This window comes from Streptomyces racemochromogenes (assembly GCF_044129415.1).
Taxonomy (GTDB): Bacteria; Actinomycetota; Actinomycetes; order Streptomycetales; family Streptomycetaceae; genus Streptomyces; species Streptomyces racemochromogenes_A.
The window spans coordinates 1-19,010 of the sequence record NZ_JBBDHD010000038.1 but is presented as its reverse complement, the minus strand read 5'-3'; the positions used below and the strand labels follow the sequence as shown (position 1 = coordinate 19,010).

At 74.8% G+C, this 19,010-nt stretch carries 21 protein-coding genes; 9 read left to right on the top strand and 12 right to left on the bottom strand.

Going from position 1 to position 19,010, the window contains the following annotated elements; all coding sequences use genetic code 11:
- Positions 1-59 precede the first annotated feature (59 nt).
- Together WDV06_RS17090 and WDV06_RS17085 are read right to left on the bottom strand one after the other, a co-directional pair.
- Positions 60-1,421: an MFS transporter gene (locus tag WDV06_RS17090; RefSeq protein WP_395510607.1), complete on the bottom strand. Its 1,362-nt coding sequence runs from the start codon at positions 1,419-1,421 to the stop codon at positions 60-62.
- Positions 1,422-1,539: 118 nt separating this feature from the next.
- On the bottom strand, positions 1,540-1,938 hold the full coding sequence (locus tag WDV06_RS17085) for a hypothetical protein (protein ID WP_395510606.1): 399 nt from the start codon (positions 1,936-1,938) through the stop codon (positions 1,540-1,542).
- A 296-nt stretch (positions 1,939-2,234) separates the two neighbouring features.
- Between WDV06_RS17085 and WDV06_RS17080 the strand changes: the two genes are divergently transcribed.
- Entirely contained in the window at positions 2,235-2,771 is a 537-nt protein-coding gene (locus tag WDV06_RS17080) for a CAP domain-containing protein (protein ID WP_395510605.1), read from the top strand.
- Positions 2,772-2,877: 106 nt separating this feature from the next.
- Positions 2,878-3,357, top strand: a complete 480-nt coding sequence (locus tag WDV06_RS17075; protein WP_395510604.1) for a hypothetical protein — start codon at positions 2,878-2,880, stop codon at positions 3,355-3,357.
- Here the strand turns inward: WDV06_RS17075 and WDV06_RS17070 are convergent.
- From WDV06_RS17070 to thpR, 4 genes are all read right to left on the bottom strand, one after another.
- Entirely contained in the window at positions 3,351-4,193 is an 843-nt protein-coding gene (locus WDV06_RS17070; protein WP_395510603.1) for a dienelactone hydrolase family protein, read from the bottom strand. The genes WDV06_RS17075 and WDV06_RS17070 overlap by 7 nt on opposite strands.
- A gap of 89 nt (positions 4,194-4,282) precedes the next feature.
- Complete coding sequence (locus WDV06_RS17065; RefSeq protein ID WP_395510602.1) at positions 4,283-5,710, bottom strand: hypothetical protein; 1,428 nt, start codon at positions 5,708-5,710, stop codon at positions 4,283-4,285.
- Positions 5,711-5,988: 278 nt separating this feature from the next.
- Positions 5,989-6,651 carry a dioxygenase family protein gene (locus WDV06_RS17060; protein WP_395510601.1) on the bottom strand — a complete coding sequence of 221 codons (663 nt, stop codon included), beginning with the start codon at positions 6,649-6,651 and terminating at the stop codon, positions 5,989-5,991.
- 205 nt (positions 6,652-6,856) lie between these two features.
- Complete coding sequence (gene thpR / locus WDV06_RS17055) at positions 6,857-7,441, bottom strand: RNA 2',3'-cyclic phosphodiesterase (RefSeq protein ID WP_395510600.1); 585 nt, start codon at positions 7,439-7,441, stop codon at positions 6,857-6,859.
- Between the two features lie 142 nt (positions 7,442-7,583).
- Between thpR and WDV06_RS17050 the strand changes: the two genes are divergently transcribed.
- Entirely contained in the window at positions 7,584-7,937 is a 354-nt protein-coding gene (locus WDV06_RS17050) for an NYN domain-containing protein (protein ID WP_395510599.1), read from the top strand.
- Positions 7,938-7,940: 3 nt separating this feature from the next.
- On the opposite strand, the gene WDV06_RS17045 is transcribed toward WDV06_RS17050, so the two are convergent.
- A complete protein-coding gene (locus WDV06_RS17045) occupies positions 7,941-8,597 on the bottom strand; it encodes a TetR/AcrR family transcriptional regulator (protein ID WP_395510598.1) in 657 nt (218 codons plus the stop codon).
- 163 nt (positions 8,598-8,760) lie between these two features.
- Between WDV06_RS17045 and WDV06_RS17040 the strand changes: the two genes are divergently transcribed.
- The 3 genes from WDV06_RS17040 (at position 8,761) to WDV06_RS17030 (ending at position 12,239) form a co-directional block, all read left to right on the top strand.
- Positions 8,761-10,302, top strand: coding sequence for an APC family permease (locus WDV06_RS17040; protein WP_395510597.1), 1,542 nt, complete (start codon positions 8,761-8,763; stop codon positions 10,300-10,302).
- A 76-nt stretch (positions 10,303-10,378) separates the two neighbouring features.
- A complete protein-coding gene (locus tag WDV06_RS17035) occupies positions 10,379-11,506 on the top strand; it encodes an agmatine deiminase family protein (protein WP_395510596.1) in 1,128 nt (375 codons plus the stop codon).
- A 154-nt stretch (positions 11,507-11,660) separates the two neighbouring features.
- The gene (locus tag WDV06_RS17030; RefSeq protein ID WP_395510595.1) at positions 11,661-12,239 is read left to right on the top strand and encodes a hypothetical protein; all 579 of its coding nucleotides are present in this window, start codon (positions 11,661-11,663) and stop codon (positions 12,237-12,239) included.
- Between the two features lie 7 nt (positions 12,240-12,246).
- Here WDV06_RS17030 and WDV06_RS17025 read toward each other — a convergent pair whose 3' ends face one another.
- Positions 12,247-13,518: a GDSL-type esterase/lipase family protein gene (locus WDV06_RS17025; protein ID WP_395510594.1), complete on the bottom strand. Its 1,272-nt coding sequence runs from the start codon at positions 13,516-13,518 to the stop codon at positions 12,247-12,249.
- Entirely contained in the window at positions 13,467-14,036 is a 570-nt protein-coding gene (locus WDV06_RS17020; protein ID WP_395510593.1) for a TetR/AcrR family transcriptional regulator, read from the bottom strand. Before WDV06_RS17020 ends, WDV06_RS17025 begins: the two co-directional genes overlap by 52 nt.
- Positions 14,037-14,112: 76 nt before the next feature.
- Between WDV06_RS17020 and WDV06_RS17015 the strand changes: the two genes are divergently transcribed.
- Positions 14,113-14,604, top strand: coding sequence for an FBP domain-containing protein (locus tag WDV06_RS17015; protein WP_395510592.1), 492 nt, complete (start codon positions 14,113-14,115; stop codon positions 14,602-14,604).
- A gap of 42 nt (positions 14,605-14,646) precedes the next feature.
- Here WDV06_RS17015 and dacB read toward each other — a convergent pair whose 3' ends face one another.
- Positions 14,647-16,314, bottom strand: coding sequence for a D-alanyl-D-alanine carboxypeptidase/D-alanyl-D-alanine endopeptidase (gene dacB / locus WDV06_RS17010; protein ID WP_395510591.1), 1,668 nt, complete (start codon positions 16,312-16,314; stop codon positions 14,647-14,649).
- A gap of 248 nt (positions 16,315-16,562) precedes the next feature.
- On the opposite strand from dacB, the gene WDV06_RS17005 reads away from it, so the two are divergent.
- Positions 16,563-16,796: a hypothetical protein gene (locus tag WDV06_RS17005; RefSeq protein ID WP_395510590.1), complete on the top strand. Its 234-nt coding sequence runs from the start codon at positions 16,563-16,565 to the stop codon at positions 16,794-16,796.
- Between the two features lie 15 nt (positions 16,797-16,811).
- Here WDV06_RS17005 and WDV06_RS17000 read toward each other — a convergent pair whose 3' ends face one another.
- Positions 16,812-17,678: a DMT family transporter gene (locus tag WDV06_RS17000; protein ID WP_395510589.1), complete on the bottom strand. Its 867-nt coding sequence runs from the start codon at positions 17,676-17,678 to the stop codon at positions 16,812-16,814.
- A 364-nt stretch (positions 17,679-18,042) separates the two neighbouring features.
- Between WDV06_RS17000 and WDV06_RS16995 the strand changes: the two genes are divergently transcribed.
- Positions 18,043-18,252 carry a hypothetical protein gene (locus tag WDV06_RS16995; RefSeq protein ID WP_395510588.1) on the top strand — a complete coding sequence of 70 codons (210 nt, stop codon included), beginning with the start codon at positions 18,043-18,045 and terminating at the stop codon, positions 18,250-18,252.
- Positions 18,253-18,264: 12 nt separating this feature from the next.
- Here the strand turns inward: WDV06_RS16995 and WDV06_RS16990 are convergent, their stop codons facing one another.
- Positions 18,265-18,918 carry a maleylpyruvate isomerase N-terminal domain-containing protein gene (locus tag WDV06_RS16990; RefSeq protein WP_395510587.1) on the bottom strand — a complete coding sequence of 218 codons (654 nt, stop codon included), beginning with the start codon at positions 18,916-18,918 and terminating at the stop codon, positions 18,265-18,267.
- Positions 18,919-19,010: the final 92 nt, after the last annotated feature.

The window sequence follows — 19,010 nt, the reverse complement described above, 5'->3', positions numbered from 1 at the left end:
GCACCTCCCCGTACCCGTACCCGTACCCGTGCCCGGTCCGGCCTGGCCTGGTCGGCAGCCTATCGTGCCGACACTGCGGCGGCCGTCGGAGCAGGCGCCCCCGCCTCCTCCTCGGCGCGGCTGAGGGCCGCGTTGCGGGTGTCGGGCATCAGCACGTACGTGACCAGCGAGACGAGGGCGCACCCCGACACGTACCAGAAGAACGCCTTCTCGTGCCCGCCGTTCTTGAACCACAGCGCCACGTACTCCGCCGTGCCGCCGAACAGCGCGTTGGCGATCGCGTACGGCAGCGCCACGCCCAGCGCCCGGACCCGGGTGGGGAACAGCTCCGCCTTCACCGCCGCGTTGATGGAGGTGTAGCCGGTGACGATCACCAGGGCCAGCAGGGACAGGCCGAGCGCGGACCAGTACGAGGACGCCGAGCCGAGCGCCGTCATGATCGGATAGGTGCCGACGGTGCAGCCCACCGCAAAGGTGATCAGCAGGGGTCGGCGGCCGATCCGGTCGGACAGCATGCCCGCGAAGGGCTGGAGCACGGCGAAGAGGGCCAGAGCGGTGAAACTCACCAGCGTGGCCGTGTTCTTGGCCATGCCCGCGCTGCCGACCAGGTACTTGGTGAGGTAGGTGGTGTACGTGTAGTAGGCGACGGTGCCGCCGAGGGTGAGCGCCATGACCAGCCCCGCCTGCCGGCGGTGCTCCCACAGCGCCCTGAGCGAGCCGCGCGCGCTGTCGTCGTGGGCGCCGCCCTCCTTGAACGCGTCGGTCTCCTGGAGCCGGCGCCGCAGCCAGAACACCACGACCGCGAAGACGGCGCCGAGCAGGAACGGAACGCGCCAGCCCCAGCTGCCCAGTTGCTCCTTGGTCAGCGTGTGCTGCATCGTGATCAGGATCCCCAGCCCCAGGAGCTGGCCGCAGGTCATCGACACGTACTGGAACGAGGACCCCAGCCCGCGCCGGTCGCGGGCCGAGGCCTCGGTCAGGTACGTGGCGCTGGCCGCGTACTCCCCGCCGATGCTCATCCCCTGGAGCAGCCGGGCCAGCAGCAGGACGACGGCGCCGAAGTAGCCGGCCTGGCCGTAGGTCGGGGCGACGGCGATCATCAGGGCGGCCACCGACATCATGGTGACGGTGAGCGTGAGCGCGCTCTTGCGCCCGTGCCGGTCGGCGGCCCGCCCCAGGATCCACCCGCCGACGGGACGCATCAGGAACCCGACGGCGAAGATGCCCGCCGTGTTCATCAGCTGGGTGGTCGGGTTGTCGCCGGGGAAGAAGGAATCCGCGAAGTAGATGGCGAAGCTGGCGTAGACGAACCAGTCGTACCACTCCACGAGGTTCCCGAGCGAGCCGCCGACGAGCGCGAGACGGCGCCTGCGGCGTTCGTCCCCGGGCGGCGTACCGGGTGTGGCGGCGGACGAGGACATGGCGGCTCCAGAGGGAAGTCCCTGATGGGAAGGGGTGGTTCCCCGTTTGTCGGGGAGTGCCCAGAGTGGAGCCGCCGCCGCACCCGGACAAGGCCCGCCGCCCAGATCTAACGTTCCGCTAAGAAAGCCGCGCACGCCCCCCGGCGCCGAGGAGGGCCATCTCCTCGTCCACCGAAGCGAGTTCCTCCGGCCGGTCCATGCCCTCCAGCTGCCTGCGGTAGCGCTCCAGCGCGGTCAGCAGCAGGGGCGTCCGCCCGTGCTCCAGGTCGCACATCCGGCGTGCGGCGGCCACCGCCTCGGCCCGCAGTGCCAGCGCCGTACCGGGCTCGTGGGCGAACTCCTGGCGGCTGTACTCGTACAACGCCTCCGCCAGCCGCGGGAGATAGGCCATCGGGCTGACCTGCGCCAGCACCCGGCAGGCGGCGACCTCCTCCCGGGCGGGCAGGGTCCCCGACCCGAGGAGGGCCACGCGGGCGCGCAGGACGGCGTCGTGATTGATGTGCGGGGTGGGATTCATGAGGGAGATTCTGAAAGCCGCACAGACCCCCGAACAAGGGCAATCCGCTGTGCTTTCGGTCCTACGAAAACCCCCTCTGACCTGTCATGATGGATACGTCTTCACCCCTGCGCCCGGGCAGGCCCGCGACCGCGCGGGGAGCCGCGTGGCGAGCGGCGGGACCCGATGGCACGCTGGGACGGGCGCCAGGCGCCCGGGGGGTGTCCACACCGGCTCCGCAGGAGGTGGGACCCGTGGGAAGACTCGCTTCACCGACCCGTTTTGCAGTGAGCCTGGCGACGGCCGGATGCCTCGCCGTGACGCTCGTACCGGTCGCGGCCGCGCCCGCGTCGGCCGCGTACTGCGATCCCGCCGCGTCCGGCAGCGCTCCGGGCAGCAGTGACGCGGCGCGGCTCGCCGTCGCCTGCCTCATCAACGCCGAACGCACCCAGCGCGGGCTGCAGCCCCTGACCGGCAATCCGTCCCTCACGGAGGCGGCCCGGCAGCACACCGCCGCGGCCGTGCAGTTGAAGTGGTGGGGTCCCGGCAAGGACGCGCACACCAACCCGCAGACGGGCTCCACCCCGCAGAGCCGCATCAAGGCCGCCGGCTACTGCCCGAACCCCCGTTCCTGGGCCGTCGCCGAGATCGCGTACACCGGCTGGGGCGGGGCCGGCACGCCGAAGGCCGCCGTCACCTGGTGGATGAACAGCCCCGGCCACCGCAGGATCATCCTGGACGGCTCGCTGCGCGAGTACGGCAGCTGGGCCCAGGCCGGCGCGGCCGACCCGGCCGGAGCCGGCGCCGACGGGGCCGGTACGTACGTGGTGACCTTCGGGCGCTGCCAGCGGTGACGGCCCCGCCCGGGCCGCGCCCAGCAGGTGCGCGGACCGCCCCGATGGGCAAAGCTGGACATGGTGCGGCAGCGCCGACAGCGGAGCCGACTGGCGAGGAGGGCTCGTGGACGCTTCAGGAGACGTGCGGCGCGCCCGCCGCGCCCGCCCGGCCCGGCCGCGCGGGCGCAAGGCGGGCCTGCTCTGCGCGGCGGCCGCCCTCGCGGCGGTGGCCGCGCCGGCGGCGGCGCAGGCCCCCGCGGACCCGTATCCGGTCGTGGTCGTCGACTGCTTCTCCGCCGCCCAGGTGCAGCCCGAGGAGTACGTCCTGGCCTGCGGAGACGGCAACAACCGCCTCGTCGGGCTGCACTGGGACAGCTGGGGCGCGAGCACGGCGACCGCCACCGGCACCGACATGGTGAACGACTGCCGTCCGTACTGCGCGGCGGGCCGTTTCCGGTCCTACCCCGTGGAGGTCACCCTGAGCGCTCCGCGCCCCTGGCCCACCCATCCCGGGGTCCAGCGGTTCACCGTGATCCGGCTGCTCTACCCGGACCGGGCCCCGGAGCCCGTGCGCAAGGACGTCACCTACAAGCTCGTCTACTGAGCCGGGCTGTCCGGGCTCGCCCCGAGCAGCTTCTCCCGGAACAGGTCGAGGACCCGGTCCAGCGCCTGGCGCGTGGGCTGGCCCGGCTCGTCGACGAGGTGCTCCGTCAGGACGGAGTGCGGGGGCATGGGGCTCTCCGGGTCGGCCGTGTCGTCCTCCAGCTCGACGGCGACGAAGGCGTCGCCGAGTTCGCGGCGCAGGAACGCGAACCGCTCCCCGGGCACCAGGCGGTCCCCCTTGAAGCGCAGCCCCAGCACCTGGAGCCCGTCGCGCTCGCAGCGACCGCGCACCACCGCCAGCTCGCGGGGGCTGATGTCGATCGAGCCCGCTCGGCCCGGTGTGAACGCCAACGGAAGGGACGGCTGCGACAGCACCGGGGCGAGCATCCGCTCGTCGGTCGCCATGGCCAGCGCGAAACCGCCGGTCAGGCACATACCGACCGCCCCGACCCCGGGACCGCCGCACCGCTCGTGCTCGGCGGCGGCGAGGGCGCGCAGCCAGCCCACCACGGGCGAACTGCGCCCAGTGGCCAGCACCGTGAACTCGCGGCTGACGCACACCTGTCCCATGGCCGAGCCCACGGCGCGGGCGGTACCGGCCCAGCCCGCGGTCGCGGGGCTCGCGTCCCGGCCGGGCGTACCGAACAGCACCGGGAGTACGGCCGTACAGCCGGCGTCCGCCACGCGCGCGGCGAACGCGAGGACCTTGGGCGTGATGCCGGGGATCTCGGCGATGACGATCACCGCCGGTCCGGTCCCGCGACGCAGCACCCGCCGGGTGACGCCGTCGTGGGTGAACGTGCTCTTGGCGAAACCGGTCAGGTCGTGGTCAGCCACGGCCTCCCCTTCCGTCGGACCTGTGGACGGCCTCAAGTTACCGGCACGTAGCGCCGGTTGGTCAAGCGGCCGCCGCCGTCTTCATCCGGTCAGCGCGGTGATCCCGAGGCCGCGCCCTGGCGTCCTGCGGCGCCGCCGGCGAGCGGCCACTCGCGGTGCAGGGAGCCCAGCGGGATGCGGCGTTCCAGGACGGGGGTGCCGAACAGGGAGAGCTGGAGGTGCAGCTGCCCGTTCAGGTCGAAGCCGCCGTACAGGGCCCAGGCGCCGCTGACGGAGGTCTTGCCGTCGCTGGACGCGGAGGCCTTGGCGTCGGCCTCGCCGCGCAGGTAGGGGGCGAAGTCGGCGCCGACTCCGACGGCCCCGTACAGGCCGACGGAGGCCTCGGCGCCCAGGGCGCCCTTGACCCGCCCGGCGGCGGCGACGGTGGCCTTCACCGGGGAGCTGTGCACGGCCGAGGTGCTGACCGGCTGCCAGCCCTTGCCCGTCGCGTAGCTGCCGCCGACGCGGAAGTCGCCCTGGACGTCCTGCTCGACGTCCAGGGTGACCTGGCCGTCGGCCTCCACCTGGATGTACGTGGTCAGGTCGAGGTTGACCACGACCGGGACCGGGCCGACCTGGATGACGGGGGCGCTGTGGAGCTTGGCGAACGGGATGCGCTTGGGCGCGCCCGTGCTCGCCGCCGCCCGGCCCTTGAGGGCCCACTGCGAGGACCAGTCGCCGCTCATGCCGAGGAAGGCCGCGCTGGGGGCGGAGCCGATCTTCGTGCCCGTGTAGGAGAACTCGACCTGGGGGGCGAGCTGGACGAAGCCGGACACCGAGGCGCCGGCCGAGGCGGGGGCGTCCTTGGCGGTGTCGACGGCCGCGTTCACGTCGAGCCGCAGGTTGCCGAGCGGCAGCTTGGCGCCCTCGGGGCCGAAGCGGGCTCCCTCGCCCTTGGCCCAGGAGAAGGTGACGCCCTTCATCAGGGGTTCGACGACCATGGCGGAGGGGTCGACCTTGACCTTGCCGTCGGCCTTGGCCTCGCCGAGGGCCGCGGACAGGGTCGTGGGGGCGGTCTTCACCTCGGTGCCGCGGTCGGTCTTGCCGACCACCTCGGTGACCTTCGCGAGGAGGCCGTCGGGGGCGCCGGGCGCCGGGGCGCTGGCGATGACGTCGCCCACCGCGACGGGCTTGGCGGGGGCGGAGGAGTCGTCGGAGGGGGCGTTCCGGCCGCCCTTGGGGGGCTTGGGGGCCGCGGCTATGACGGCCCGCCGGCTGTTCTGGTCGTAGGAGGCGACCCGCAGGGAGGACTTCTCCGGCCGGCCCTCGCCGGTGGCGGTGCGGGCCAGCGGTGTCGGGTCGGCCGGGCCCTGCGCTGCCGCGGCCACTTCGAGGTGCTGGGAGCCGCCTGCGGCGGGGGCGCCGGGGGAGGTCCCCGGTCCGGTGGAGCCGGTGTGCGCCGGCGAGGAGCAGCCGGCGGTGGCGAGCGCCAACGTGGTCAGGCCGGGAAGCAGGAGGCGTTGGGCGAACGTGCGCACGTAGGAAGAACCATTCGGTAAATGGGGGGAATTGAACGCGTTACCGAGAAGTAACGTGAGGGTTGATCATGACATGGGCGGACCGGTGCGGTCATCCCCGGATCCGGCCAACTCACCAGCCCCGCCTGAAGGTTGAAAGTTCAAAGGCGCAGTCCGCGGGACCGGCGGCCGACCGCGGCGGCCCGGCCGCCACGCCCGCCGCCGCCCGGGTGCCCGGCTCCTCGGCGCCGCCCGTGCGCATCGGGCCCCGCGCCCCTGCGCGGGCCGCCCGGCGCGGCTCAGGCGATGCCGACGGTGTAGGCGGCGCGGTACCCGCCGCCCTCGGCCACCGGTGCCAGCGTCATCGTCCCGGCGGCGGCCCGGTACCGGTCGTCGTGCGCGTTGGGGCTGCGCGGCGCCTTGCGCCGGGTGTAGGGCGGGCGGGCGTAGACCTCCCGCAGGAAGTCCTCGGGGAGGAAGAACTGCGAGGTCGTCTCGGAACGGGCGTCGGGCCGCACCTTGAAGTGGATGTGCGGCGCCAGGCCCGCGTACCAGCCGGGAACGATCGTCCGGAACACGCACCGCCCGGCGCTGTCGGTCACCTGCACCCCGCGCAGCGGGCCCTGGCGGCCCTCCGAGTACACCCCGCCCGCATCGGCCTGCCAGATGTCCACGGCGGCACCGGCCAGCGGACGGCAGCCGGCCGAAGCCCGCACCACCGTCAGCTCCAGCCGCAGCGGCACCCCTTCACGCCCGTCGGTCACGTCCGAACGGGTCGCGCCCGGTCCGGAGTAGTTCGGCCCCGCGCCCGCCTCCACCGCCAGCACGCACCCGGGCGTGGACCCGCCGGGCGGCGCGGCGGCGGGGCGCCCGCAGCCGGCCGTCAGCGCGGCGACCGAGGCGGAGCCGACCGCCAGCAGAAGGGCACGACGACTGCTCGGGAAGGTGCCGCTGTCGGTCATCCGAACCTCTCACGCGTACGCCCGGGGCCGCGTGGTCCGCACGGCCGCCCACCGCAGCCCACCGTGCCGCACCGCGTCGGCGGGCCCGGCGACCGACACACCGCCGTCCGGGCGTCGCCCCCGCCCGCCCCGAGGCGGCCGGACACCGCCCGCGTGCCCCCTCGCCCCCTCGCCCCCTCGCCCCCTCGCCCCCTCGCCCCCTCGCTCAGTCCCCGTCCCCGAAGGCCCAGGACTCGATGTCGCGGTAGTGGATCGGACCCGGGCCCCGCCCGATGTTGCTGCCCACGAGGTGGAGGCGCGCGGCGTGCCAGGGGCGACCGGTGAACCCGCTGAGACCGGCGGCCGCCTCCGGCACGCAGGCGGTGTCCCCGCGGCGGGCGCGCGCCAGCGTGAGATGGGGGCGCAGCGGCCGGCCCTCGTAGGGGATGCCGCACTCCGTGACGAGGGAGCGCACCTCGGAGGCCAGCCGGTGCAGCCCGTCGAGGTCACCGTCGATCCCGGTCCACAGCACCCGCTCGTCGAAGTGGCCCCCGCCGCGCAGTGCCAGCCGCAGGGGCCGGCGTATCGCGGCGAGGCCGGAGAGGGGCCCGCGCAGGCCGGGGACGGCCGCGACCGGGAGCTCGCCGAGGAAGGCCAGCGTGATGTGCCAGTCCTCGATCCGGTTCCACCGCATGCGCGGGTACGCCTCGTAGGCGGGCAGCAGGGCCCGTTCCAGTTCCTCCTTCGCGTCGTCGGGCGGGGCGAGGGCGATGAACACGCGGACGGTCGTGCTGTGGGTCTGATGTTTCACAGGGGACTTCGTACCGTGCCGGGGCCGTCGGAACCAGCCGGTCGATCCGGGGTCCGCTCGTCGTGGCAGAATCACGGCACGTGACCGAACGAGCGATGTGCCCCTCGCCCCGACATCGGACCGGGCGCCGCCGGGAGGGGGAGTGACCCCGCGCCCCGTGCTGATCGTCGACGCCGCGAACGTCGTCGGATCCGTGCCCGACGGATGGTGGCGCGACCGCAGGGCGGCCGCCGAGCGGCTGCGCGACCGGCTGGCGGAGCGGGACGCCGGCGAGGAGGTGATCCTCGTCGTCGAGGGAGCCGCCCGCGGCGTCGAGTCCGTCCCCGGGGTCCGGGTCGAGTCCGCGCCCGGCAGCGGGGACGACCTCATCGTTGAGCTCGCCGCCGCCCACACCGACCGCCCCTGCACGGTCGTCACCGCCGACCGCGCCCTGTGTGAACGGGTCCGCGCGTACGGCGCCGCGTGCGCGGGCCCCCGTACCGTGCGTCCGGCCTAGAACCTAGAGGGTTTCTTCGGCGTCGCGGGTCCCGCCCAGCTGTGCCGCCAGGCCGTCCAGGACGAGGCGCAGGCCCAGTTCGAAGCCGCGGTCGTCCAGGCCGGCGAGGCCGCCGGGTCCGGTGCGGGTCGCCTCCAGGGAGTCGGCGAGGGCCGGGTAGCCGGGGCGGTAGTCGCCCGGGGCGCGGGTGAAGCCCGCGGTGAACGTCTCCAGGGCGGAGCCGAGGACCAGGTAGTCGAGGGCGGCCGCGGCCTCGGCCGCCCCGGCGGGGGTGCACCCGGCCCGGACCAGGGCGGCCAGCAGGGCGTCGTAGCTCCGCAGGGCCCGCTCGGCCTCGACCCGGCGGCGGGCCACCAGGGCGATCATGTGCGGGTGCTGGAGGTACACCCGGCGGTAGCCGCGGGCGTACTCGGCGATGCCCCGGCGCCATCGGGGGTCCTGGAGCGGTCCGAGGTCGATCTCCTCGTTGAGCAGCTCCGACGCCGCGTCGAGCAGGTCCTCCTTGGACGCGACGTGGTGGTAGAGCGAGGCGCCGCGCACTCCGAGCCGGTCGGCCAGCGACCGCATCTTCAGCGCGTCCGGGCCCTCCTCGTTGAGCAGTTCCAGTGCGGCGCGCGCGATGATCGCGCGGCTGAGCAGCGGCTGGCTCGGTCGGCCCACGGCGGTTCCCCCTCGTTCGCCGCAAGGTTACCGGTCGGCAGGTCTTCCCAAGAGGTCGAGGGCGCGTTAACGTCCCCGCAACCCCGTTACCTAACAAAGTTAGATTTAGTTCGGGGAGCCGCCGGGGATGCCGGACGGCTCCCCCTGCCCTCCGAGGTGTCACGTGTCAGAACCCTCCACCGGCGGCAGATCCGCCACCGCCACCCCGCAGGACGGCGACGCCGCCCGCCTGAACGATCTCGGCTACCGGCAGGAGCTGCGCCGCAGCCTCGGCGTCCTGGGCAACATCGCGATGGGATTCGCCGTGGTCTCGCCCGTGGTCGCGCTCTACGCGGTGTCCATGGTCGGTACCACCATCGCCGGGCCCGCCTGGGTCTGGGCGCTGCCCGTCGTGCTGCTCGGCCAGTGTCTGGTCGTCAACGTCTACTCCGAGCTGGCCTCCCAGTGGCCGCTCGCCGGCGGCCCCTACCAGTGGGGGCGCCGGCTGCTCGGGCCCTCCTTCGGCTGGATGAGCGGCTGGGTCTGGCAGTTCGCCGTCATGTTCGGCAACACCACCGTCGCCTACCTGGCCGCGCCCTGGGCCTTCGCCCTGATCGGGGTCACCCCCACCCCGGCGGCCATGGTGGCGGTGGCCGCGGCCATCCTGCTGGCCTGTACGGCGGTCAACGCCTTCGGCATCAGGATCCTCAGCTTCTTCGTCTCGCTCGGAATCGCCGCCGAGGCCGTGGCCTCGGTCCTGGTCGGCTTCAGCCTGCTGCTCTTCTTCCGCAGGCACGGCTTCTCCCTCTTCACCGAGACCCTCGGCGCCGAGCAGCTGTCGGGCGGCTCCACGGTGCTGGCCTTCCTGGCCGTACTCGCCGTCGCGGGCTGGGGGTTCATCGGCTTCGACGCCTGCGTCTCGACGGCCGAGGAGACCAAGGACGCCGGACGCCAGGTGCCGCGCGCCATGTGGTGGGCGCTGCTCAGCGTCGGCACCGTGGTCATCCTCAACGCCATGGCGGTGGCCCTGGCCCACCCCGACCCGGCCGCGGTCGTCGCCGGCCGCGATCTCGACCCGGTGACCACCGCCGTGGTCACCTCCTTCGGCTCCTGGTCCGACAAGCCCTTCGTCCTCGTCGTCCTGGTCGGCTTCCTCGCCTGCGCCATGGCCTCCCAGGGCGGCGCGGCCCGCGGCGTCTACTCCCTCGCCCGCGACGGCGTCTTCCCCCTCTCCCGCCAGGTGCGCAGGGTCAACCGGCGCCAGGCTCCGATCGGCGGCCTGGTCGCCTCCACCGCCGTCAGCTGCTCTGCCCTGCTCCTGGGCCTGAACGCCACCGCCATCGGCAGCCTGATCGCCTTCGGCACGGCCGCCACGTTCCTGCCGTTCTTCCTGGTCTCGCTGGCCGCGCTCATCGCCCGGCTGCGCGGCACCTGGGTGCCGTCGGGCCACGTCCGCCTGGGCCGCAAGGGCACCTTCCTCAACGTGCTCGCCGTGCTCTGGACCGCCTTCGAGGTGGCCAACGTCTGCTGGCCGCGGGCGATCCTCGCTCCGCCCGGAGCCCCCTGGTACCAGGTCTGGGCCGGTCTCCTCGGCACCGGCGCCGTGCTCTCGGCCGGCCTGCTCTACCTGCTGGTCCGGCGCCCCCAGGAGAAGCTCCGCGACCTGGAGGCGGAGGAGCGCCGGCCCGCGGACCGCTCCGCCGAACCGGCGCCCGGGCTCTCCTGACCCCTCCTCCCAGGGCCCCGGCCCGCAGCCCCGTCCGTCCTCTCGTCCCCACCACCCACCCATCCGGAGGTATGTCATGCACCTGCCACCCATGACCCGTCGGGGCTTCGGCACCGCCGCACTGTCCGCCACCGCCGCCACCCTGATCGGCGGACGCGCCCTCGCCGCCGAGACGGCCGGCACGTCCGCCGCAGCCGAGAAGTACACGGCGCCCGCCGAGTGGGAGGACCACTCCTGTTGCGTCATGTCCTGGCCCTGGGACCGCACGGACGGCTGGGGCTCCCTACTGCCCGACGTCCAGGGCGAGATCGCCGGCATCGCGCGGGCCATCGCCCGCTCCGAACCGGTCCTGATGTTCGCCGAGCCGGGACACACCGACGAGGCGCGCACCCTGTGCGGCCCCGCCGTCACCGTCGTCGAGTACCCCGTCAACGACTGCTGGACGCGTGACACCGGCCCGATCTTCGCCCTCGACGCCGCGAAGACCCGCCGCATCGGCCTCGACTTCGGCTTCAACGGCTGGGGCGGCAAGTACCCGTACGACAAGGACGACCTCCTGCCGGTCGGCGTCTGTGATCACCTCGCAGTCCCGCGCCGCGACGTCCCCATGGTCCTCGAAGGCGGGTCCGTCATCACCGACGGCCAGGGCACCCTCATCACCACGGAGGAGTGCCTGCTCAACCCCAACCGCAACCCCACGATGACCCGCGGCCAGATCGAGTCGACGCTGCTGTCCGCCTACGGCGCGAGCAAGCTGATCTGGCTGCCGTACGGCCTCGCCAACGACACGATCACCAACGGCCACATCGACCTGGTCGCCGCCTACCTCGGCCCCGCCCGGATCCTCCTGCACACCCAGCCCGACACCACCAGCCCCAACCACGCCCGGATGGCGGCCAACAAAGCGGTCCTGGAGGCCGCCACCGACGCCTGCGGGCGCCGCTTCGCACTCGTGGAGATGCAGCAGCAGCCGCACTTCCGCCAGAACGGCCTCCTGGTGGAGACCTTCAGCTACACCAACTACTACCTGACGGCCTCCCAGGTGGTGGTCCCGCTGTCCGGGGAACCGGCCGACACCGCGGCCCTCACCCAGCTGCGCACCCTCTTCCCCGGCCGCGAGGTCGTCGGCAGCCCCGCCCGGATCCTGGCCTGGGGCGGCGGCGGAGTCCACTGCGTCACCCAGCACGTGCCGCGCACGCGCTGACGCGGGGCGCACGGTTCGCGGTGCGCGCCCCGCGCGCCGCGAACCGGCCGGCACGCTCCGCTTGACCCGGCCCCGATGTGGGCATGGTGGGGCGAGAGCGTGCGGCCCCCGCCCCCGCGGGACGGCCGCCCGGCACGGCTGACGGGGAGTGGGCATGGGGTGGACGGCGGAGGAGTTCGGGGCCTCGCACGAAGGCTGGGCCGGTGCGCTCCTGGAGGACGGCAGTGAGCCCGACCCGGTCTGTCTGGACCCGGGCAGCGGGGCCGACTTCCGCCAGACGCGGGAGTGGTGGGCCTACAGCGGCATCCTGAACCGGCCCCGGGCCGCCGCCGCCCGGGCCGCGTGCGCGTGCGGGTGGCGCGGAGCCGCGCACTACCCCATCGACCGCGTGGACGACGACTCCGCCGGGGCGTACGACCCGGACATCGAGGGGCCCCGCGACGACTGGGAGCGCCACCTCGACGAGGTCGAGGCCCGCACCGTACCCCTGCCCGCCGAACTGGCCGACCTGCTGGAGCGGGTCGAGGAGCAGCTGAACCGCCTCGCCGGGCAGGCTCCCGTGGCCGCCCTCAAGGCCGTGGCCGCACTGGAGCGGGTCACCCGCAGCGTGGCCCGTGACGCCGCTTACATCGCCGAGGCCGACGACCTGTCCTGGGAGTCGATCGGCACCGGCCTCGGGATCTCCGAGAAGGAGGCCCGCTCCCGCCTCGGCCACTACACCTACCGGCGCTGACCGGCCCTCAGGGGGTTCCGGGGCCGAAGAAGCCGTCCGCGCCGAAGGCCAGCCGCGCGAAGCGCTCACCGATCCGGCGGTGGGTGGCGGCGTCCGGGTGGAGCCCGTCGGGCAGGGGCAGCTCGGCGGCGTCGGCCTCGCCGTAGAGCTCGCGCCCGTCGAGGTGGTACAGGTGCGGGTCCTCGGCCGCCCGCTGCCGCACGATCCTTTCCAGCTCCTCCCGGATGACGGTGAGGGTCAGCCGGCCGGCGGCGCGCTCGGCGGGGTCCCCCGTGGCGCGGAACCGCAGCTTCCCGGTGCTGAGCGCCGCGGTGTCGAAGCCCGTCGGCCCGGGCGTGTCCTCGTGGATCGGGCACAGGAGCGGCGAGACCACCAGCAGCGGCGTGTCCGGGTGCCCGTCGCGGACCGTGTCCAGGAACCCGTGGACGGCGGGCCCGAAGGCACGCAGCCGCATCAGGTCGGTGTTGACCAGGTTGATGCCGAGCTTGAGGCTGATCAGGTCCGCGGGGGCGTCGCGCAGGGCGCGGGCCGTGAACGGGTCGAGCAGCGCGCTGCCGCCCAGGCCCAGGTTGACCAGCTCCACCCCGCCGAGGGAGGCGGCGAGCGCCGGCCAGGTGCCGGTCGGGCTCTCGGCGCCCGACCCCTGGCTGATCGAACTGCCGTGGTGCAGCCACACCCTGCGGCCGCGGTCCGGCGCGGGGGTCACGGGGGCGTCGGTGCGCAGGGCGACGAGCTCGGTGGTCTCGTCGTGCGGCAACCAGATCTCCACGTCCTTCGCACGGCCCGGCAGGCCCGTGAAGCGCAGGGTGGCCGGCGTGCCGGGCCGGCGCTCGGCGGCGCCCGTGGCCAGGTCGACGGTCACGGTGTCCCCGCCCTCCGCGGTCGCCCGTCCGGCGGGGCACCCGTCGACGAGGAGCTCGTAGACCCCGTCGGGACGGGGCGGGGCGCCCGGGTAGACCCGCTTGACGGGCAGGGTGTCCAGCTCGACGACCGTGGCCGCGCTGCGGAAGGCCAGCCGGACGCCGGAGGGCTGCGACTCGGCCATGGCCAGCTGTCCGTCGGTGTTCCGCGCCCGGGCCCCGGCCGGCAGCCGGTGCGGCAGCAGGCCCCGGCCGGTGTGCTCGGCGTCGAGGGCGCCGCGCAGGAGGGCCGCGGTGACGGGCGTCGTGAGGTGGGGGGTGGCGTGCGGCGCGGGGGTCGGCGGGCCGGGCGTGGCGGCGCGGGGCGTCACGTCGTGGCCCGGCCGCGCAGCAGGGTGTCGAGGGCGTCGAGGGTCCATGACCAGCTCTCCTGGGGGTCGGGGGTGCTGTGGCCGAAGGCTCCGGCCAGCTCCAGGCTGACGTAGCCGTGGAAGACGCTGCCCAGCAGCCGGACGGCGTGCGTCTGGTCCGGCCCGTCCAGCCGGTAGCCGCGCAGGACGGCCCGCATCATCTCCGCGTGGCGGCGGCCCGCGCTCGCGTCGGCCTCCTCGGGGGTGAGCCGGAACCGGGACGCGTCGTAGCGGCCGGGGTGCTCGCGGGCGTAGTCGCGGTACACGTCCGCCAGCGCGGTCAGCGCGTCCTTGCCCGCGCGCCCGGCCAGCGCCGAGGCGGCCCGGTCGGCGAGCTCCTCCAGGGCCAGCTGGGCGATCTTCGCCCGCAGGTCCCGCGAGTTGCGCACGTGCGAGTACAGGCTGGCGACCTTCACGTCGAACCGCCGGGCGAGCGCCGAGGCGGTCACCTGCTCGAACCCGACCTCGTCCGCCAGCTCCGCCCCGGCCCGCACCAGCCGGTCCGTGGTCAAGCCGATGCGACCCATGCCTCTTCCCTCCTCCTTCTTGCCTGAGCCGATTATGCGTTTGCCTAAAAGCTTTAGGCAACCTAGCGTGCTGTCCATGAAGCCACTGACCGAGCAAGAGATCCGTGCCGCCTTCGTCAACTGCACGAAGGGAGAGGCCAAGCGCCTGTCCGTCCCCCGCGACCTGGCCGACCGCCCCTGGGAGGACCTCGACTACCTCGGCTGGCGCGACCCGCAGTCCCCGGGCCGCGCCTACCTGGTGACCGAGGTCGACGGCCGCCCCCGCGCCCTCGCCCTGCGCCGCCCCGTCCAGGGCGGGGGCGGGATGCGGCGCAGCATGTGCTCGATATGCCTGACCGTCCATGACGGCGGGGTGTCGCTGATGGTCGCCCCGAGGGCCGGGAAGGCCGGGCAGCAGGGCAACTCGGTCGGCGCCTACATGTGCGACGACCTCGCCTGCTCCCTGTACGTCCGGGGGAAGAAGGAGACGGGTGCGGGCGCGCGGCTCCATGAGACGCTCATGCAGGAGGAGAAGGTCCGGCGGACCGTGGAGAACCTCACCGCTTTCGTCGCCAAGGTGACCGCCTGACCGCCTGACCGCCTGACCGCCTGACCGTCCGGCCGCCCCGTCTCAGCTCCGCGGCGGCGGCGCTTCCTGGAGGTAGGCGGCGACGAGGGCGAGGTCGTCGGCGATGGAGAGGACGCCGGAGGGGTCCGTGGTGGGCGTCGAAGCCCCGTTCACGCCCGCGTAGAAGAGGTCGAAGCGGCCGCCGCCCCGGTCCAGGTATCCGGCGATGGTGATCGCGCCGACGGCGAGCCGGTCGTTCAGCAGGTCCCCGCCCACGGCCGCGCCGGTCTTCGCGAACACCTTCCCCCGCGCCGGGCAGGCCCGGCAGTTCCCGGCGAGCAGGCCGTCCACGCCCAGGATCGGCAGGGCCTCCCGGAAGCGCCGGGCGTCCGGGCCGCGCTGCCAGTACGCCAGCATCTGCACCAGCGCGGCCGGAGTGGCCCGGTCGGCGGGGTTGCCGCCGCGGCCGTCCATGAGCTCGACCTGCGCGCGGTCGACACCCGCCCGGTCCAGGAAGGAAGCCAGGACCGGGAAGCCGTCCGCGCACTGCCCGCTCCCGGCGGTGACGGCCATGAGACAGATCCCCAGGTTCGCGCCCAGGTTGTGACTGACCTTGAGGATCAGCTTCGCGTACTGCTCGTACGGGGGCGAGGTGTACGCGGCCACCCGCGGGCGCCCCCGGTAGTCGCGCGGCAGCCGCCCGACGGGGTCGGCCCCCGTCGCGGGGGCGCGGACCTCGACCCCCGCCCGGCCGAGCGCCTCGATCAGCGCCGTCCGGCCGAAGGCGGCCGGGTCGGCGATGGGGGAGGTCCGCAGCAGCGGCCGGGCGCCGGCGGCGATGGTGCCGGACAGCCGGATGCGGGTACCCGTCGCATCGGCCGTCACGGTGATCTGCGTCGGCTGCCCGGCCGCCACGGTCTTCACCGTGGACGTCACCCGGTACGGGGCCACGCGCGGCCGCCAGTCCAGCCGGGCGTCGGCGCCCGGCCGGTCCCCGGGAGCGGTCAGCAGGTCGATGAGGTTGTCGTTGACGATCAGCGGCGTCGGCGCGGGGTCGAGTGCCGGGTCCACGGCGAACAGCCGGCTGTCCACGACCACGTCGCCGTCCACCCGGGTGATGCCGGACGCGCGCACCTGCCGGGCGAGGTCGTCGATCCCGGCGAGGGGGTTCTCGGGGGTCAGGGTCGCGCCGGGGAAGTCGTTGGCGTAGGTGTGGTCGAGGTCGGTGTAGGCGACGGTCCCGTCGGGCCGGGTGCGCCCGCCCAGGGTCAGGTCGCCCTGGGCGACGAGGTCGAGGTCCCCGGTCAGCGTCCCCGCGCTGCGCTCGCCGACGGCGTAGACGGGGGTCACGAACCGGTGGTCCGTTCCCAGGGTCCGCCAGGTGCCCGAGACGGAGAACAGCTTCGCCGTGGATCCGGGGATGAAGAACTGCCCCGGGAACATCGCGTGCCGCACCGGACCGCCCCCGGGCCCGGTCTCCAGCAGCCCCCACTGGGCGTGCCGGTACGCGGGTTTGCGCATGATCTCCGTGATCCGCGGGTCCAGCCGCCCGGCGTCCCCCGGTCCGGGCGGCGACGCGGACGCGGACGCCGACGGCGGGGGAGCGGGCGCCGCGGACGGCACCGGGGCCGCGCCGGCTCCCGTCCCCGCCCCGCACGCCGTCAGGAACAGCGCCGCGATCCCGGCCCCCGTACGCCTCCGCAGCGCGGCACAACGGATCGGATGTCCCACGGCACGCTCCGTTCGCCGCGGCTGCCCTCGCCGGAGTCCGGCACCTGCGCCCAGCGTGGCACACCCGGCCCCGGCCCGCCCGTCACCCGGACGGCTGTCAAGCCCCGAACAGCAGGGGCATGACGCGGAGCCCCGGCAGGGGGCCCAATGGAGGACACGAAGGCGGTGCCGCACCAGGCGCCACCTCCCCGGCACCATCGGACCCAAGGCGACCGCCCCGCCGGGCCCCGCATTCCAAGGAGAGTCCCATGAGCCACATCCACCGCGTTTCCCTCCTCGCCGCCGCCATGGAAGCCGGAGCCGTGCGCGTGGCCCCCGGCGTCTTCGCGGCCTCCCGGATGCCCGGCTCCGGTACCGCGGCCATCCCCTCCGCACCCCGCCCGCCCACCACCCCGGCGCCGCGGGCCCCGGAACCGGAAGGGAGGTGGCAGACCCTGGTACGCAACGGGAAGGCCGCAGCGGTCATCGTCGTCGCCCTGTGACGGACCCGCCCCCGCTCACGTCGCCCCCGCCCCGGCGCCCGCGCCGGACCGGGCCAGGGCCAGGACGCCGGCGCAGATCAGGGACAGGCCGAGCACCTGGGGCAGCAGCCACCAGTGGGCGCGCAGGTGCTCCTCGTACAGCAGGACCCCCAGGGCGACGCCGACCCCGGCGTCGGCCAGCGTCAGGGCGGGCTGTGAGGCGATCAAGGGACCGCCCTGCATGGCGTGTTCGAGCAGCAGGACGGCGCAGATGCCGCTCGCGCCGAAGGCGTACGTCTCCCAGGCCGTCAGGAAAGCCCCGGCCCCGCCCTCCCGCAGCAGGTGCACGGCCGACTTCATCAGGGCGGCGGTGACCGCGTAGCAGACGGCGGTGGCGGCGCCCAGACAGCCCGCCCGCATCCGTCCCGGCGGCCGCCGCAGCCCCGCCACGGCCAGCACCGCCACCGCCGCCGCGCACGCCGGCAGCGCCGGCACCCACCGGTCCGGCGGGACGTACGTACGGTTCCCCGTGGGGGCGGCGGCCACCAGCACCACCCCGAGCCCGGCCACCACCCCTCCGACGGCGATCCACACCGCCCCTGGAAGCCGGCTCTGCGCCACGAGCGAGGCGATCAGCAGCGCGAGCGGCAGCTCCAGCACGAACAGGGGCTGGACGAGCGACAGCGGGCCCGTCGCCAGCGCGGCGGCCTGCCCGGCCCCGGCCGCGATCACCGCCAGGATTCCCCCGAGCCACAGCGGCCGGCGCAGCAGGTCGAGGACCAGCCCGAAGCGGAATCCGTCGCTCTGCGGCACGGTCAGCGAGGCCCGCCGCTGGAGGACCGTCGCGAGCGCGTTGCTGAACGCGGCGAACACCGCGAAGAGGACCGGCATGACGACGCCCATGCCCCGATCCTCACCGCACCGGCGCGGCCCCCCGCTCAGCCCCACCACCGTGTCCCCCGTCCGGCCCCGCACCCGACCCCGTCCCGACCGGCACGAGCGGCGCTGTGGGTTCCGGCCGTCGCGCAGTTCGCCGACGGCGGGGACGTCGTTCTGGCGGAGTACGGTCCCGGGGCGCGCGGGTGCGGCCGTGAGGGCGAATCCACCCGACGCACCCATTGATTGATCGGCCGTCCGGCAGCGAAGGTGGTCACCGCACCCCGGATCCGGCCATCCGGTCCGGAAGTGCTCCCCCTCGCAACGGTGTCCGAGCCCCGGCCCCGGCCGGACCCGGCCCGTCGCGTTCCCGTCGCAGAGGAGCGGCTACATGTCCATCACCCCCTCACTGCCCCGCAGGAAGCCCGGTGCCAGCGGACGGACCTTCGACGGGCAGGAGCCCGACCCGGGGGCCCCGGGCCGGGCCCTGCGCGCCCGTGCCACCGAGGGCTGGGAGCGGTTCATGCGGCGCGGCGACATCGACACCCGCCAGGAGGCCGAGGACTGCCCTGCCGACGCCCCGCGACCGCCCGCGGCGTGAGGTCGGCGCGACTCAGCCGAGGACGAACGGGAGCCGTGCCGTGACGTCGCCCAGCGCGGCCTCCTCCGCGGGCGTCGGCGCCCGGCGGCCGGTGCCGATCAGCAGGGCGTCCCGGTCGGAGAGCGAAGCGGGGAAGCGGACGCCGGCGATCGCCTCCAGGGCCGTGCGCGCCGCCGCGAGCGTTTCGGCGGGCGGGGGAGGGGCGGACGGCAGGTGCGCGATCAGGTCGAGGTGGTGCAGGGTCCATTCGAGGACGTACGCCGTCAGGTAGTCGGCGACGGTCAGCACCTCGTCCCGTGTGGCGACGCGGGCGGCCGGATCGGCGAGCGCGGCCGCCCGGCCCGCCGCCGAGCCGACGTCGTCGAGGTGGAACGTCAGCCACCGCGGCTCGCCGTACGCCGCCGCCAGGCGGGGGACGAGCGCGTCGAGCGGGTCCTCGCCGGTCGGCGGTTCGACGAGGCGCCAGTAGCCGACCGCGTCCACGGTCGGGTCGCCCCCCGCCGGGGTGGCCAGGGTGATCAGGACGTCCTGGGCGTCGATGACCAGGTGGCACACCAGGTCCCGCACCAGCCAGCCGGCGCAGCCGGACGGCCGTTCGAAGTCCTGGGCCGGGAGTCCGGCGACCGCCGCGCGCAGCGCCGACCAAGCGTGTGAGAAGTCGTCCACGATGGCACGGTAACGCCCCGGGGGGGGGGGGGGGGGGGGGGGGGGGGGGGGGGGGGGGGGGGGGGGGGGGGGGGGGGGGGGGGGGGGGGGGG